This is a genomic window from uncultured Helcococcus sp. (assembly GCF_946998255.1).
GTDB lineage: Bacteria > Bacillota > Clostridia > Tissierellales > Peptoniphilaceae > Helcococcus.
In genome coordinates this window covers 1-16,840 of sequence record NZ_CAMPYN010000006.1, presented here as the reverse complement: position 1 = coordinate 16,840, position 16,840 = coordinate 1, and the positions used below count along the sequence as shown (strand labels likewise).

The 16,840-nt window shown below is 31.7% G+C and carries 19 protein-coding genes and 1 riboswitch; of the genes, 16 read left to right on the top strand and 3 right to left on the bottom strand.

Annotated features, from left to right (window positions below; translation table 11 throughout):
• Window positions 1-47 precede the first annotated feature (47 nt).
• The gene (locus Q0U66_RS01110) at window positions 48-596 is read left to right on the top strand and encodes a peptidylprolyl isomerase (protein ID WP_297376630.1); all 549 of its coding nucleotides are present in this window, start codon (window positions 48-50) and stop codon (window positions 594-596) included.
• Window positions 597-1,374: 778 nt separating this feature from the next.
• Here the strand turns inward: Q0U66_RS01110 and thiT are convergent.
• Window positions 1,375-1,914 carry an energy-coupled thiamine transporter ThiT gene (gene thiT / locus Q0U66_RS01105; RefSeq protein WP_297376593.1) on the bottom strand — a complete coding sequence of 180 codons (540 nt, stop codon included), beginning with the start codon at window positions 1,912-1,914 and terminating at the stop codon, window positions 1,375-1,377.
• Window positions 1,915-1,963: 49 nt separating this feature from the next.
• A riboswitch (TPP riboswitch) is annotated at window positions 1,964-2,049 on the bottom strand.
• Between the two features lie 212 nt (window positions 2,050-2,261).
• Between thiT and Q0U66_RS01100 the strand changes: the two genes are divergently transcribed.
• The 9 genes from Q0U66_RS01100 (at window position 2,262) to Q0U66_RS01060 (ending at window position 10,555) form a co-directional block, all read left to right on the top strand.
• Window positions 2,262-2,726 carry a CarD family transcriptional regulator gene (locus Q0U66_RS01100; RefSeq protein WP_297376591.1) on the top strand — a complete coding sequence of 155 codons (465 nt, stop codon included), beginning with the start codon at window positions 2,262-2,264 and terminating at the stop codon, window positions 2,724-2,726.
• 22 nt (window positions 2,727-2,748) lie between these two features.
• Window positions 2,749-3,867, top strand: coding sequence for a PIN domain-containing protein (locus tag Q0U66_RS01095; RefSeq protein WP_297376589.1), 1,119 nt, complete (start codon window positions 2,749-2,751; stop codon window positions 3,865-3,867).
• Between the two features lie 8 nt (window positions 3,868-3,875).
• Entirely contained in the window at window positions 3,876-5,027 is a 1,152-nt protein-coding gene (locus Q0U66_RS01090; RefSeq protein WP_297376587.1) for a DUF1002 domain-containing protein, read from the top strand.
• A gap of 71 nt (window positions 5,028-5,098) precedes the next feature.
• Entirely contained in the window at window positions 5,099-5,746 is a 648-nt protein-coding gene (locus Q0U66_RS01085) for a 50S ribosomal protein L25 (protein WP_297376585.1), read from the top strand.
• A gap of 124 nt (window positions 5,747-5,870) precedes the next feature.
• Window positions 5,871-7,016: a class I SAM-dependent RNA methyltransferase gene (locus Q0U66_RS01080; RefSeq protein ID WP_297376583.1), complete on the top strand. Its 1,146-nt coding sequence runs from the start codon at window positions 5,871-5,873 to the stop codon at window positions 7,014-7,016.
• A gap of 1 nt (window position 7,017) precedes the next feature.
• Window positions 7,018-8,163, top strand: coding sequence for a SpoIIE family protein phosphatase (locus Q0U66_RS01075; RefSeq protein ID WP_297376581.1), 1,146 nt, complete (start codon window positions 7,018-7,020; stop codon window positions 8,161-8,163).
• Entirely contained in the window at window positions 8,135-9,409 is a 1,275-nt protein-coding gene (locus Q0U66_RS01070) for a glucose-6-phosphate isomerase (protein ID WP_297376579.1), read from the top strand. The genes Q0U66_RS01075 and Q0U66_RS01070 overlap by 29 nt, the downstream gene beginning before the upstream one ends.
• A gap of 50 nt (window positions 9,410-9,459) precedes the next feature.
• Complete coding sequence (locus Q0U66_RS01065; RefSeq protein ID WP_366938260.1) at window positions 9,460-9,957, top strand: phosphatidylglycerophosphatase A; 498 nt, start codon at window positions 9,460-9,462, stop codon at window positions 9,955-9,957.
• Complete coding sequence (locus Q0U66_RS01060; protein ID WP_297376575.1) at window positions 9,950-10,555, top strand: ribonuclease H family protein; 606 nt, start codon at window positions 9,950-9,952, stop codon at window positions 10,553-10,555. Before Q0U66_RS01065 ends, Q0U66_RS01060 begins: the two co-directional genes overlap by 8 nt.
• A gap of 56 nt (window positions 10,556-10,611) precedes the next feature.
• Here the strand turns inward: Q0U66_RS01060 and mscL are convergent, their stop codons facing one another.
• Entirely contained in the window at window positions 10,612-10,998 is a 387-nt protein-coding gene (gene mscL / locus Q0U66_RS01055; RefSeq protein ID WP_297376573.1) for a large-conductance mechanosensitive channel protein MscL, read from the bottom strand.
• Between the two features lie 130 nt (window positions 10,999-11,128).
• On the opposite strand from mscL, the gene Q0U66_RS01050 reads away from it, so the two are divergent.
• A complete protein-coding gene (locus Q0U66_RS01050; protein ID WP_297376571.1) occupies window positions 11,129-11,959 on the top strand; it encodes an aminoglycoside 6-adenylyltransferase in 831 nt (276 codons plus the stop codon).
• Complete coding sequence (locus Q0U66_RS01045) at window positions 11,960-12,781, top strand: HAD family hydrolase (RefSeq protein WP_297376569.1); 822 nt, start codon at window positions 11,960-11,962, stop codon at window positions 12,779-12,781.
• Between the two features lie 64 nt (window positions 12,782-12,845).
• Here the strand turns inward: Q0U66_RS01045 and Q0U66_RS01040 are convergent, their stop codons facing one another.
• The gene (locus Q0U66_RS01040) at window positions 12,846-13,676 is read right to left on the bottom strand and encodes a phosphatase PAP2 family protein (protein ID WP_297376567.1); all 831 of its coding nucleotides are present in this window, start codon (window positions 13,674-13,676) and stop codon (window positions 12,846-12,848) included.
• 101 nt (window positions 13,677-13,777) lie between these two features.
• On the opposite strand from Q0U66_RS01040, the gene Q0U66_RS01035 reads away from it, so the two are divergent.
• The 4 genes from Q0U66_RS01035 to Q0U66_RS01020 all read left to right on the top strand — a co-directional run.
• The gene (locus tag Q0U66_RS01035) at window positions 13,778-14,692 is read left to right on the top strand and encodes a tetratricopeptide repeat protein (RefSeq protein WP_297376565.1); all 915 of its coding nucleotides are present in this window, start codon (window positions 13,778-13,780) and stop codon (window positions 14,690-14,692) included.
• 2 nt (window positions 14,693-14,694) lie between these two features.
• Window positions 14,695-15,498, top strand: a complete 804-nt coding sequence (map, locus tag Q0U66_RS01030; protein ID WP_297376563.1) for a type I methionyl aminopeptidase — start codon at window positions 14,695-14,697, stop codon at window positions 15,496-15,498.
• Window positions 15,499-15,510: 12 nt separating this feature from the next.
• Window positions 15,511-16,092: a hypothetical protein gene (locus tag Q0U66_RS01025; protein ID WP_297376561.1), complete on the top strand. Its 582-nt coding sequence runs from the start codon at window positions 15,511-15,513 to the stop codon at window positions 16,090-16,092.
• A 24-nt stretch (window positions 16,093-16,116) separates the two neighbouring features.
• Window positions 16,117-16,840 (top strand): HAD-IB family hydrolase (locus tag Q0U66_RS01020; protein ID WP_297376559.1); only part of this gene is annotated, 724 nt, incomplete at its 3' end.

Below are 16,840 nucleotides of genomic sequence, written 5' to 3'. Positions count from 1 at the left end.
CATTAAATCAAGCTAAAGGCTACCAAGAAGGAAATATTAAAGTAAAAATGACCACAAGTTTAGGTGAAATAGACCTTATACTATTTCCAGAAGTGGCACCAAAGGCTGTTGAAAACTTTGTAAAACATGCTAAAGAAGGCTACTACAATGATGTTACCTTCCACAGAGTAATTGAAGACTTTATGATCCAAGGTGGAGATCCAACAGCTACAGGAGCAGGTGGAGAATCTATTTGGGGTGCACCTTTTGAAGATGAATTTTCAGTAGATTTTAGACACTTCTACGGAGCTCTATCTATGGCAAATGCAGGTCCTAAAACCAATGGTTCACAATTCTTTATAGTTACTGCTAAGGAAGTGCCAGCAAATATTTTAAGCCAAATGAGAGAATTAGGAGCTGACCAAGGATATCCTGACAAAGTAGTTGACCATTATAAAGAAGTTGGTGGAGCCTTCCACTTGGATGGAAAGCACACAGTATTTGGCCAAGTAGTTTCAGGTATGGATGTTGTAGAAAAAATTTCAAAAGTTCAAACAGACCAAGCTGATAAACCACTAGAAGATGTGAAGATAGAAAAAATTGAAGTTGAAGAATAGAATGGGAGTAAAATTGTGAAAGGTCACAATTTTACGTCATGACACGACAAGCACGAACGAAGTGAAGTGCGAGTCGATGTCTGGCCCTTCTTCATCGAATGAATAAAAACGCGACCGAATAGGAAGCGTTTTTAGAATGAGATGTGAATGGGAGTAAAAAATATTGCGAGCAATATATTTTACGTTTTTCATTATTTCTCAAGCGACACAGTCGCTTAGTAGAAATGAATAAAAACGCGACTGAAGCGTTTTTAGAATGAGATGTGGACTTTGAGGGTTATTTAAGGATTTGCTTGAATTAAGAGATTAAAAATAAACAAAAGCAGAGGCGTATGTCTCTGCTTTTTTCTTATTTATCGTTGTTTTATTCAAAATTTAAGATAAGATTTTGTCTGAATGAATTTTTTATAAATTTTTCATTCAGAATTTAACTTTTTGATTCTTCTGAATGAGTTAATTCTGATTTTTTGAGAATCCTTATTCAGAATCGAAGAAAAATTTTTATCTGAATGAGTTTTTCATGATTTTTTCATTCAGAATTCAATTTTGTAATTTATCTGAATGAGTTTTTCGTGATTTATTCATTCAGATTTCAACTTTTCAATTTATCTGAACAAATCTGAACAATTTCGCATCTCAAGAAATCTAAGAAAATTTTTAATAACCCGAAAAAAATCCTTGTGAATCTAACCCAACCACACATTCCTACTAAATTACCCAACAAAAAAAGCTGCTATAGGTATCCTATAACAGCATCTTAGATCTATATTTATGATGATTAATATTGTCTTCTTAAGTATTTACCCATTGGTTTCCACAATAAAGCGAAAACTACTAAAAATATAATAATTTCAGGTCCAATATAAGTAATGTTATATATGAATGAATACTTAGCAGCGCTACCTGTTTCTGGTGGGAAAAATACTAGACCAGATAAAAAGTGCATTAAAAATTTCAAACTGTAAGCGATTAAGATTGATGGTATATATCCTAAGTAAGAATTTTTATCCTTTGAGAAAGATAAACCAGCTATACCAATCATTGCACTTGGTAGTGGATAGTCTAATAATACCTGTATTGGGTGGTAGAAGTAAGGTTTGATAATATAACTAACTACACCATACACAACACCAACAAGTATACCAGGTGCTAATCCCCATCTAATAGCAAAAACCATTATTGGTAACATTGATAAAGATACGTCACCACCTTGCGGCATTTGATATAAAGGGAATAGTCCTAATACTTGAGATAGGGCTACCATAATACCCGCTTCAACAAGCATTTGTGTTGAAAACATTGCTTTATTATTTTTCATTTAACCTCCATAAGTAAAGAAAATCTTTACTAATAAAAAAGACGCTAATATAGCGTCTTGCCAACTTTCCTACGCTATCATTATATAGATCAGGTCAAGGGTACTTCTCAGCCATAGGCGCCCCTAGCGACAAATTAAGCATACACCAGTGGTATAAATATTGCAAATATGAGATTTAATTAACGATGGATGCAAAGATGAATGCTAGGAATAAATCAATTTTCTTAACAAATATTTTGGAAAAGTTTAGTAAATATTTAGATATTGACATAATTTGCACATTATTATATACTATTATATTTTTACAAGGTCGCCCATTTGTTATATAATTGTAACAGGAGGGTGTCATGTACAAAATAGGTGATAAGATTGTTTACGCTATACATGGAGCTGGAACTATTGTAGATATCCAGGAAATTGATATTTTAGGAAACGTTGAAAACTACTATATTTTAAAATTGCCTATAAATGATATACAAGTGTCTATACCCGAAAGTGAATTGGGTACAAGTAAGATTAGACCTGTTATTTCCAAAGAAGAAGGCGAAGAAGTCTTGAAAATTTTAAAAGAGGATAAGACTGCCATGTCGGATAATTGGGGAAAAAGATATAGGGAAAATTTAGAACAATTAAAGACTGGTGATATATTTGAGACTGCTGAAATTGTTAGAAATCTGACCTTGCTAAATGAAGAAAAGACCCTATCCGCTTCAGAAAAGAAGATGTTAAACAATGCTAAAAGAATAATGGTATCCGAATTACTTATAGCTGAAACTATTAGCAAGGAAGAGGCTGAAAAATGGATAAAATAATAAATGATTATTGGGAGGTTTAATGGTAAAAAAAATAATTAGATTTATTATTTCAACCATAGGACTAGTGCTTGGCTATGCTATTGCTGATTTACTGGTAGAAAAGAATATTTTTCCACTTGATTCAAGCGTTTGGGTAATAGCTTTTCACATAGTACTTATGGTTGTATTTGCGTTATTAATGTATATTATAGCGCCATTTATAATAAATAAGACAGAAAAAATGGTAGATAAGTTAGAAGGATTTTTATTAAAACAACCTAAAGAAAAATTGTTAGTAGGTTTAGCAGGTTTTATTCTCGGTATTATTATTGCATTTTTATTAAGCTTACCACTTACAATATTTAGGTTGCCACCAATACTTGAGAGTCTATCAACTATATTATCAATATTGATTTATATAGTGCTTGGAGCCTTGGGTTATAGGATGGCTATCCAAAATACAGACGAGATTGTTAAGTTTTTTAATAAAAATAGAAAGAAAGCTAAGAACACTTCCAAGGGTGACTTAGAAGTTGCTGTAAGTGACAAGAACTTTTATGGGGTAAGCAATAAGCTATTAGACACATCCGTTTTAATAGATGGAAGAATAGAATATATAGCTGAAACAGGTTTCCTTGAAGGCGAGATAATCATTCCAAATTTTGTACTTAAAGAGTTGCAAACCCTAGCAGATTCAGCCGATGACCTCAAAAGAGAAAGAGGCAGGAGAGGTCTTGATATAGTAAATAAATTGAAAGATTCAAAGATGATATCTGTGAAAATTTCAAAGAAAGACTACACTGACACAAACGAAGTTGACATTAAACTTTTAAAATATGCCAATGAAACTGGATATGCCATATTGACAAATGATTTTAATTTGAATAAACTAGCTCATGTCCAAGGTATTAAGGTTTTAAATGTTAATGAATTATCAAATTCTGTAAAAACCATAGTTATACCTGGGGAAAGAATGCAAGTTACCATCATTAGTGAAGGTAAGGAAAGAGCTCAAGGTCTTGCTTATCTAGAAGATGGTACAATGATAGTTGTTGAAGATGGTAAAAACTTGATAGGCCAAGATGTTGAAGTAATGGTAAATAAAGTTTTACAAACTTCAGCAGGTAAAATGATCTTTACAAAATTAACAAATGTATAGGAGAAAAAATGAAAAAGAAAATTATTAGAATATTAGCCTTTACATTAGCATGTCTAATGTTGCTAGGTGTATTTTCTTCAATATTGATTCATGCTACAAGCGTTTCATTAGAGGATGGGGCATATGCTTATGGAGCAGGGTTAAATGAAGAACAAGTAGAACAAACTAAGAAGCTATTAGGAATTAAAGGAAACCCTACAGCAATAGCAGTAAAGGGTGAAGATTCAAAGAAATATATAAATGAAGATAATAGTGATTCAGCAATGATATCATCAATCTACGCTAAATCAAATAAAACAAATTCAATTAAAGTTGAAGTTTTAACTCCTTTAATGATTCAAAAAGTTACTTCATTACAATATTCAAATGCTGCTATCACTGCAGGTTTGAAATCTTTAGATATAAGTGTTGCTGCAATTAGACCGGTTACAGGTACATCAGCCCTTACAGGTGTATATAAGCTTGCGGAATTAGCTGGACAAAATGTTGATGTAAAAAGAACTGAAGTTGCTAATGAAGAAATTCAAGTGATCAACGCAATAGCTAAAGAACATGAAGGCGAAGATGGCTTTAATAAGGAAACATTAAACAAGGCTGTTTTAGAAATTAAACAAGACTTAGTTGATATGAAAGAAAAATCTGGAGATATCAGCTCAAACCAAGTTGCTGAAGTTATTCAAAATGTTATAAATAATAACAACCTAAATCAAGTTATAAATCAAGCTAACATCAAGGACTTACAAGTTGTATTTAATAACTTTATCAACATAGATAATTTAGACTTAGGGTTAATAAAAAACCAATTAAATTCCTTAGCTAAGGAAGCGCCAAAAATAGCTGAAAAAGAATTGGAAAGAGTTAAAGATTTTTTAAATACTGAAGAAGGTAAAAACTTCTTAAATTCCTTATCAAATACCTTCAGTAAGGAAAACTTAGATTCTGTTTTAGATTCAGCTAAAAGTGCCTTAGATTCACCAGAAGTTGAAAATATTTTAGAAAAAATAAAATCTGGAGTTAGCCAAGAAAATATAGATAAAGTGATAAAAGGGGCAGAAGATACAATAAATAACGCCAGTGATAGTGGATTCTTCTCATCAATAGGAAACTTTATTTCAAATATATTTAAAGCTATATCTGATTTTTTCAAATCTATATTTTAATAAATATTAGGTAAAATCCAAAAAATATGTTATAATATCAAGCGATTGATATATTATCTGTAGGAGGAAAGATGAACGAATTAAAATTAAATGCACAACTTAGAGATGTTAAAGGAACTGGTGCATCAAGACAATTAAGAAGAGAGAATATTGTGCCAGCACAACTATACCAAAGAGATAAAGAAAATGTTAACTTACAAGTAGTTGCAAAAGAATTAGACAAGATTATCGTAGAAGCTGGTACATCAACAATTATCAGTTTAGTAATAGATGGTGAAGACCACAAGGTACTTATAAGAGACTACCAAAGACACCCATACAAGAACCAATACTTACACGTTGATTTCTTAGGTGTAAACTTAGATGAAAAACTAAGAGTTTCAGTACCAGTTGTATTATTAAATAGAGATGAAATCTATGTACAACCATCAGTATTGATGCAACACTTAGAAGAAATTGAAATTGAAGCTTTACCAATGGATATTCCATCACATGTTGAATTAGACGTTCAAACAATGGAATATGATGATACATTCTATGTAAAAGACTTAGAAGTAGTAAACAATGATAAAGTTGAAGTTCTTACAGACTTAGAAGAAGCTGTTGTTACATTATCAGAACCAGTAGAAGAAGACTTAGACGAAGAAGTTGAAGATGTTGATGCTGCTGATGTAGAAGTAATAGGTGAATCTGACGAAGAAGAATCAGAAGAAGAATAAAATAATTGATTATATAACTGACCCAAAAAGCGGATTAATTTCTGACTAAGCAGGGTCAGTTTTTTTTGTGAGCCTTAAATATACAAAAATACACTTTCTTGCTATAATTATAATGGAGGAAAACATGGAAAAGATTTTTGATATATTAGTTACAAGTGAATTTGGACTTGAGTCTGTATTAAAGCAAGAATGTATAGATTTAGGTTTTGAAGACCTAGAAGTTTCAAATGGCAAAATTGAATTTAAAGGAAATTTTTCTGATATTGTAAAAGCGAACTTGTGGCTAAGGACAGCTGAAAGAGTTTTTATAAAACTATTTGAATTCAAGGCTTTATCCTATGACGATATATATGACAATGTATATGATTTTGACTGGGAAAATTACTTGTCAAAAGATGGACAATTCATAGTATTAGGTAAGAGCCATAAATCAAAAATGTTTTCTATTTCTGACAACCAATCTATTACAAAAAAAGCTATTATAGATAGGATGAGAAAAGAACATGGTATTGATTGGTTTAGTGAAGATAAGGAAAGATATAAAATTACCTTATCCATATTTGAAGATGTAGCTAGTGTGACCTTAGATACTTCAGGATCCGGTTTACATAAAAGAGGTTATAGAACCAAGCACAATTTAGCTCCATTAAAAGAGACTATGGCTGCAGGCCTTATACTTTTATCAAATTGGAAGGCTGAATCACCCCTGGTAGATTTATTTGCGGGGTCTGGTACCATAGCTATTGAAGCTGCTATGATTGGTAAAAACATTGCACCTGGTATATCTAGAGACTTTGATTTTAAACATTGGAAGTTTTTTGATCCTAAATATTATAAAGAAGAAAAAGTAAAGGCTTATCAGGCTATAAATGACAAAGATTTAGATATCATGGGCTTTGACATAGATGGAAATGCAATAAAAATAGCGGTAGAAAATGCAATAAATGCCAGTGTGGATGATCAAATAAAATTTGTGGTAAAGGATGTAGGCAGGGTAGGCTTGAAGAATAATTTTCCTGTTATCATATCAAATCCTCCCTATGGTGAAAGAATGGGGGATGCCAAAGATATGGGCCACATCTACAAGGCTATTAAAAATCATATGAATACCTTAACTACAGCTTCATTTTATTTTATAAGCTCTGACAAAGACTTTGAAAGAAAGGTTGGACACAGGGCTGTTAAAAAAAGAAAATTATTTAATGGTAGGATAGAAGTTGACTACTACCAATACCCAGGATTAGATCCATCACTCTTATTTGGAGGTTAGGATGAATAGAATAAGACTTGAAAACTTCACTAGGATAAGTGAAATTAGACGCTTTAGGTTTTTGGAAGCCATGGAAGACCTGGTGAGGATAAGGGATGAAAATGGCGAAATAATGTATGAAAACTCATCAATGCGAGAAGTTGTCAAAAATAATTTGATTAACCATACTAAATATATTAAATCTTCCGACTTATTTTTCGACCTGTATTCTTCAGAAAAAACCGTAAAAGAAACTATTAAAAGTGAAATTAATCTTGATGGAAGGATATATGCTGCCAAGGCCTCACCCATATTTGATGAAAATAATAAGGTTGAGGGTTATATTGAAGTTTATAGAGATATAACAGGTGAGAAGATGCTAAATAATAAACTGCTTGAGGCCAGGATGAAAATCCAAAATGATATACTCTTAGCCAAAAATATTCAAAAGAGCATTCTTCCCAAGAATAAAAAATTTAGAAATATATATTTCCAATTTGCCCACATACCATCAGATGACTTGTCAGGCGATGTATTTGATGTGGTAGTGATTGATGAAAATAAAATAGGGGTATATATAGCTGATGTAGTGGGACATGGTGTTTCTGCTTCTATCATGACTATGTTTATTCGACAAAGTATGAGAAGGATACTACAAGAAAACAAGGGCTTTGGGCCGGAAGAGACCATTCTGACTTTAAAAAAAATGTATTCTCAGTTAGAATTAGATATTAGCCAGTACTTTTCAATTATATACATGTTAATTGACACAAAAGCGAAAACTATCAGCTATGTAAATGCTGGGCACAATACATTCCCTATTTTGTTTAATGGAGGACAGATAGCCATCTTGGAAAACAAGGGGAAATTAATTTCTAATTTATTTAAAGATCCTAAATATGAAGTTAAGACGCTAAAACTCATAGAAGGTGATAAAATATTAATGTATACAGATGGTTTAACTGAAACAAAAAACCATGAGGGTAAGTTCTTTGATGAGCAGAGGCTCTTGAACTGGCTGAAGAGAAACAAGCATGATAGCCAATTGGTAGATAAGCTGGTTGATGAACTTAATATGTTTAGGCAAGGAAGCCAAAAAGATGATATAGCAATATTGTTATGCGATATAAGGAGTAAAAATGAAAATAAGATTAACAGACTTAATTAAAGAAGAAGCATTATCAGAAATTAAAGAAGAAGTATTACAAGCTGACAAAAAACTAAAAGATGGAAGTGGCGAAGGAAGCGACTTTTTAGGTTGGGTAGACCTACCAGTTGACTATGACAAAGATGAATATGAAAGAATCAAAAAAGCTGGTAAAAAGATCCAAGAAAATTCTGATGTTTTAGTAGCTATCGGTATAGGAGGATCATACCTAGGAGCCCAAGCAGTTTATTCAGCCTTAACAAATAGCTTTGAAAAAGCTGATACGGAGTTAATTTTTACAGGTAACCACCTATCATCAACAGAATTTTATGAATTAAAAGAATACTTAAAAGATAAAGATTTTTCAATAAATGTTATTTCTAAGTCAGGAACAACAACTGAACCAGCTGTAGCCTTTAGATTATTTAAAGAAATTTTAGAAGAAAAATATTCAAAAGAAGAAGCTAAGGAAAGAATCTTTGCAACAACAGATAGGGAAAAGGGAGCTTTAAAAACTTTAGCAGATAAAGAAGGTTATGAATGCTTCGTAATCCCTGACAATGTTGGTGGTAGATATTCAGTTTTAACAGCTTGCGGCCTATTACCTTTAGCAGCCTGTGGCATAAACATTGATGATTTAATGCAAGGTGCTAGAGATATGAGAGAAGAAACTTTAAACACTGACTTTTCTGACAATGCTGTTTTACAATATGTAGCAAGCAGAAATGCCCTATATAGACAAGGAAAAGACATAGAGATCCTTGTTACTTATGATCCAAAACTTTACTACTTTACTGAATGGTTCATCCAATTAGCAGGTGAATCAGAAGGTAAGGATGGAAAGGGTATTTACCCATCATCAGTAATATTTACTACAGACCTACATTCAAGAGGACAAATAATCCAAGAAGGTCAAAGAAATCTTTTTGAAACAGTAATTAAAATTGATACTCCAAAATATGACATGGAAATTAAAGAAGATGCAGAAAACTTAGACAACTTAAACTACCTAGTAGGTAAAACAGTACACGAAGTAAACCAAGTTGCCTTGGAAGCTACAGTTGATGCACATACAGAAGGTGATGTACCAAACATAGTATTGAGCATAGATAGACTTGATGAATACAACCTAGGTAAATTAATTTACTTCTTTGAATATGCAATTGGTGCTTCAGGTTATGTACTAGGAGTAAACCCATTCAACCAACCTGGTGTTGAATTATACAAATCAAACATGTTCAAGATGTTAGGAAAGCCAGGATTTTAGGAGATAGAATGAAAGATAGAAACAGTTTAGATTCAAAAAAGAGATTCCCTATAGAGGAATTAACAGAAACAACTAAAAAAGCTTTAGAAGAAAGAGGCGTGACAATAGAAGATATAGCTGCAATTGTTCATGAATTGCAATTACCTTACTTGCCAGATCTTTCTATGGAATTTTGTATATATAACGTAAATAAGGTATTTGAAAAAAGAGAAGTTGTATATGCAGTTTTAACAGGTATAGAACTAGATAGACTTGTGGAAGAAGGCAAGCTAGCAGAACCTATAGCATCTGTTATAAAGGCTGACGATGGGCTTTATGGTATAGATGAAATCGTGCCTTTATCAATAGTAAACCTATATGGATCAATTGGTTTAACTAACTTTGGTTACTTAGACAAGGTAAAATTAGGAATAATTTCTACTCTTGACCTTGAAAAGGGTGGAGCGGTAAATACATTCTTAGACGACTTGGTAGCAGCTGTAGCTGCAGCAGCAGCTTCTAGAATAGCTCACTCATCTAGGGAACACAATTTAGATCATTATGAGTAAAAAATATTATGCTGTAAGGCAAGGCAAAAAAATAGGTGTCTTTGATAATTGGGATGAAGTAAAGACTTATGTAAATGGCTTCAAAGGAGCTGAATACAAGAGTTTTAAGACCTATGAAGAGGCTGAAAATTTTGTAAAAGGTGAAGAGCTTTCAGTTTTTGACCTTGATAAGCTGGATGAAGACCTTGTAATTGCCTATGTAGATGGATCCTATAATATAAAGACAAAAGTATTTGGTTATGGTATAGTTTTAATCCACAAAGATGGAGAAATGAAGCTAAATGGAGCTATAGATAACGAGGCCTATGCCGACCAAAGAAATGTAGCTGGGGAAATCTATGGTGCGAGAGAAGCCATAAATAAGGCTATAGACATGGGAATGTCCAAAATTATTATTCACTTTGACTACAAGGGTATCAAAGCCTGGGCTTTAGGAGAGTGGAAGGCTAATCTAGACCTAACTCAAAACTACCAAAAATTTATAAATGAAAAAAAAGAACTTATAGATATAGAATTTGTTAAGGTAAAGGCCCATTCAAATGATAAATACAATGATATGGCCGACCAACTTGCCAAAGATGCAGTAGGAATAAAATAAATAGAAAAGTAAAAACCAGTCTGAGGATTAACCTCTAGACTGGTTTTCTTATAGGCTTATTTTTTTAATAAGTCTCTGATTTCTGTTAATAAAATTTCTTCTTTGCTTGGAGCAGCTTCTTCTACAGCTTCTTCAACAGCTTTGTTTCTTGACATTTTTTCTTTTGCTGTATTTATAGCTTTAACAACCATAAATAATACGAAAGCAATGATTAAGAAACTGATTACTGAGTTGATGAAGTTACCATACATGATTTGAGCTTGTCCAACTGTAATTGATAATTGTGAAAAGTCTATTCCGCCTAAGAAAATACCTAAAATTGGTGAAACAATATCATTTACAAATGAGTCCACAATAGCTTTAAAAGATGCACCAATTATCATACCTATAGCTAGGTCTAGAACATTTCCTTGAGAAATAAATTTCTTAAATTCTTTTAACATACTTACCTCCTATTTCTTTTTTATCCATAAGTATTATATATAATAAATAGAAATTAATCAATTTATAAATAATTGAACAAAAAAAACATATATAATACAATTAAATATATAGTCTATTTTAGGAGTTGAGATGAAAAATAATTATATGGATCAATTAAGGATCGACTTAGAAAAACATGAAAATATCAGAAGTCTTATATATATTTTTAATAAGGGGTTAAAATTTTCCTATAGTGGAGGATTAAATCTTCATACTCTTATAGTAGGACTAGATGGATATGACAGTCTAAAGGATGTTTTGGACTCGACTATTTTATCTAAAGATAAAATTATATCTAAAATGCAAGAATACCAATACAAGGAAATCCACTATGTTGATAGTAAAATAGTCACTGGGACTGGTAAGCTTTTACAGCTATTTTTACTTAAACAAGAAGACATGGAAATCTTTTTAGAAAAATATAGGTCTTATGAAGTTTTATTTGACAAGGATTCATTTGTAAAAGCTATAACAAATAGTACAGATGAAAAAAATTATTGGTTAATTCCTGATAAGTTTGAATTTGAAAGTAAAGCAGTTGACTTCTATATTGATCTGTCCGAAACAGTACTATCTAGACAAGATGGTGATTTAATAAAGTCCAATTTAAAATTTGATGACTTATTGGATGAACTATTAGACTTATTAAATATTTATATAAGCATAAAATATGATGGTGGAATTTTTGTAGATACTATGGGGTCTAATTTGAAGACCTATTTAGAAAATGATTATTTCGATGAATTCGAATATATAGCAAACCTGGATAGAAAAAATGATTTTTGGACAGGAATATTCAAAATGGCGAGCTTATATAGGAGAATAGCCTTATATATAGCTGAAAAATTATCTTATGAATATCCTAAAGAGGAAGATGTTAGAACGTTGGAATTTTTAAGAAAATTATATAAGGAGAGTTAAATGAAATATCTATTTTTTGATATAGATGGTACCCTGTTAAGTCATGAAGAAGGAATCAGCCAATCAACCATAAAAGCTTTGGAATTAGCCAAGGAAAACGGACATAAAATCTACATCTGTACAGGTAGGTCATATGCAGAAATACCAGAAAAATTAAAAGAATTCGGTTTTGATGGGATAATAGCTGCAGCGGGTGGATATGTAGAAGTCGGTGATGAAGTTATATTAAACAAGGTAATGTCTGATGAAGCAGCAGATAATTTAATGTATTTTTTAAGCACCCTAAACATTCCTTTTATTCTAGAGGGTACAGAAGAAATATATAGTAACTCAGGACTTAGAAAAGATTTTTCTGACAAGTTAAAAGCAGCAGAAGAATTAATGCTAGAAAGCCAATATGAACATGCTGCCTACCACTATGGCATTCCAGGACCAAAGAGTTTAGAAGAGTATTTTGAAAATAGGACACCTATTAGCAAGCTAACTGTTTATGCTGAAAATAAAGAACAACTTATAGAAATGAAAAAACATATAGACAAAGATTTTGACCTAATAAATTACGGTGTAAATGGTGAAATTGTAGCTAAGGGTGTAAACAAGTATACAGGCATTGAAGAAGTTTTAAAATACTGCAAGGCTAGCCAAGAAGATACCTTTGCCTTTGGTGATAGTTTAAATGACTATGACATGATTCATAGTGCAAATATTGGTGTCGCCATGGGAAATGCATCAGATCCTGTAAAGGAAGTTTCAGATTATATTACAACAAATGTTGAAGATGATGGAATATACAACGCCTTAAAACATTTTGATTTAATTTAATAAAATAGGGAAATAAAGAGATAGAGACCTCGACTTTTGAAATTAGTCAAGGTCTCTAGTTTTTTTATTTTATAAATTTTTTAAGCATATTTTTAGTAAGACTTATCACTAGGCAGCTTATTATAATGGAAGCTGCAGTATCACTAAGATAATGGGCGCCATCAAATATCCTTGCAAATTGTACCAATAAGGTCCATACGATAGGTCCAAATAAAAAGAAATTCTCATATTTTTTAATAAATTTATTTTTATAAAATACAGATGGAAGTAATATAAGCACAAAAGTACTAGCTGCTGCTCCTGTGTGTCCTGAAGGGAAAGATCTAAATATATCACTGCCGCTATTTCCCGGAATTTGCCACCAATGAGTAAACATGGTGTAGTCATTTCCCTGGTGCATTGGGAAAAATCTTGTCCTACCCCAAATACCCTTAAGTATAGAAAAACTTAAAAGTATAGAGATTATAGATATGATAACAAATAAAGAATATATTAAGACCCTATTCCTATTCTTACTATCTATAGATCTAGATATTAAATAACTGCACGCCATATAAAATAAGAATATAAGTAAACTGAAAAATACATTATGTATTTCAAAATACGACAAGCTGGTGAAGGATGAAACTAATGGAAATCCAACAGAAGCTATTGCAAGTAAGGCTAAAAGTATTTTATTCGTCCTATAAAATCCAAATCTTATATAGGTCAGACAAGCTGTAGAAAAAATAATGATCATAGGCATCTCTGCAGTCAACCTGAAAAAGTTTGGATATATGCCATTTCTATTGTATAGGGCTTTGTTGATATCTAAATCATATAAAGAGGCTATAAGCAAGCAAGCAATCCCATAAATCAATAAATAATTAAAAATCTTATCTTTTTTTATTTTCATAAATTCTCCTTAGAAATATCTTACCAAATAAGCAAATATAATAAAAGCATGAACATGTTTAATTTTACCAACTTTTTGATATAATGAATAATGAGGTAAAAATGAATTTAAAATATAAAAATTTTTATACTATGGCTGAAAATTTGTACGAATCTGGAGACTTAGAAAAATCCTTGGCTCTTTTTGAGAATGCAGAAAAATATGCAAGTAGAGATGAGCTAATTGATTTGTATTATAAAAAAGCTTTCATATATGATGAGTTAGAAAACTGTGAAAAAGCTTTAGAATATTTTGAAAAAATACATAAACTAGATTCTAATGAAGCAGAGGCCCTTTATGGCATGGCCATGGAATATGAAAAACTTGATAACTTCGACCTAGCTGAACGCTTTTACAAGGAAAGCATAAAAATTAAACCAGACTATGATAGGGCATATTTCTTCTTAGCTAACCTAATGGATATTCAAAACAGGCATGAAGAGGCTATAAAATATTATAAAAAAAGCATAAGCTTAAGATCTGATGATTATATGGCCTACAACAATTTGGGAGCCATTTATGAAAATATTGATGAATTTGATAAGGCCCTAGAAGTTTTAGACAAATCTATAGAGATTGAACCTTCATATTTTAGACCATATTTCAATAAGGGTGTAGTCTATGGAAGGTTAAAAAAATATGATGAAGCCTTATACTTTTATGACCAAGCCATGCAGAGGAAAAAAGACTATAGCTTTATTTATCTAAATTTATCAGCTTTATTTATAGAGAATAAGGAGTATGAAAAATCTATAGCCATTCTTGATAAGGCTATAGAAAATGTTTCACCGCCGAAATCATCTCTTTATTACAATAGGGCATGTTCCTATATGAAGTTAAATAAAAAAGAAAAAGCTTTAGAAGATTTAAAAAAATCGGTGGATTTAAATAGAGATATTATTGATTATGCGAAGAATGATCCAGACTTTGATGCAATTAAAAATGATGAAGAATTTGTAAAAATTATTGGAGATTAATTATGATAGTGCTTAAAACAAGTGAAGAAATTGAAGGAATGAGGGCTGCTGGAGAAATCTTATGTAAGACCCACCTGGCTATAAGAAAAATTTTGAAGCCAGGAATTTCAACCATGCAAGTGAATGATTTTGCAGATGCCTTTATGGAATTCAAGGGCGCAAGACCAGCTCAAAAAGGCTACCAAGGCTTTCCATATGCCTTGTGTACATCTTTAAATGATGTTATTTGCCATGGATTTCCAAGAGAAGATGACATTTTGAAAGAAGGGGATATCCTATCTATAGATAATGTTGTAGAATATAAGGGATACTTATCTGATTCTTGCTGGTCATATGCCATTGGTGAGCTTTCAGACCAAGACCAAAAACTTATGGATGTAACCAAGGAAAGTCTTGATAGGGCTGTAGAAGTTGCCATAGATGGCAATAGGTTGGGAGATATTGGCCATGCCATCCAATCTTTTGCTGAAGACCAAGGATTATCTGTTGTAAGAGACTTTGTAGGGCATGGTATAGGTAAGGATATGCATGAAGATCCGCAAGTACCACACTATGGAGTCAAAGGAAGAGGTAGAAGACTTATAGAAAATATGGTTATCACTATAGAACCTATGATAAATATAGGAACTTGGAAGATGAAATTAGATGATAATGGTTGGGTAGCAAGGACCAGAGATGGAGAAAAATCTTGCCAATTTGAACATACCCTAGTTATAAAAAAAGATAAGGCAGATGTATTAACAAACCAAGATGACTATTCATTAAATGATGAAGAATTAGCTTGGATTGAAAAATACAAATTCTAGATAGGAGAAAAGATGAAGTCAATATTAGATTTGATAAAAGACTATTCGGGTGCAAACTCATTAGTTCCAATAGTTGCTTTGGTAGCAATTATAGTTACGGTAATTTTACACACTACACTTAAAAATAAAAAATTATCCTACGGATTGTCCCTGGTTATAATTTTAGTTGGGGCAGTAATTCTAGTTATAGGATATAAGAATATTTTAATGAAAGCAGGTTTAAATATAATAAGCTTAGGAATATTAGTTGGAGTATATGGAGCAATATCACTTATTACAAATATGATATTATCCGTGTTTGATTCAATGGGCTATAGCTTAAAAAGTTTATCCAAGGGTAAAAAAAAAGAAGAAAAAACAGCAGTAGTAAAAAATAAGCAAGTAAAACAAGAAATTGATGACGAAAACCAAGATACAAAACTTATAAAAACTGCTAATGCAGACCAGGAAACCAAGATTATTAAAACAAAAAATGATGACCAAGAAACCAAAATTATAAAAACAGTAGACAAAGACCAAGAAACTAAAATAATAAAAACAACAAATGGCTCAACAAAAGAGATTAAAAAAACAAGAGCGAAAACTAGAAAGTAAGTAAAGTACTTATAAGGAGACCAAATGATAGGAGCATTTTTTGATATAGATGGTACCCTAGTTAGGGAATCTATAATGCTTAAACATTTCAATAAGCTTGTAAAATATGGAATTATAGACCAAGAAGCCTATATAAAAAACTTAAAAGCCAAGTATGAAGCCTATGAAAAGAGATATGGTGACTATGATGACTTTATTTCAAAAATGGGCGATATCTATAAGGAAAAACTAACAGGCATTCATGAATCACTTATACTTGAAACAGCCAAACAAGTAATTGAAGAAGGCGGAGAAATGGTTTATGCCTACACTAGGGATAGGATTAGATTTCACAAAGAGAATGGCCATAAGGTGTTTTTTGTTTCAGGATCTCCAACCTATTTAGTAAAAATGTTGGGAGACTTATATGATATATCTGACTCCAGTGGTACTGAATATTTCTTTGACCAGTATGGAGTATTTACAGGACAGATAAGTCAAATGTGGGACTCAAAGTCTAAGCAAAAAGAAATAAATAGACTAGTTGAAAAATACAATATAGATATAAACAAGTCTTATGCTTATGGTGATACCAATGGTGACTATACCATGCTTAAGACTATGAAAAATGCAACAGCTATAAATCCGTCAAAGAGATTTTTAGATAAGATCAATGCAGATAAAGAATTGAAAGCAAGGGCTAAAATTGTTGTAGAAAGAAAAGATGTAATCTATGAATTAGAACCAGATGTGAATATCTATAAAATTA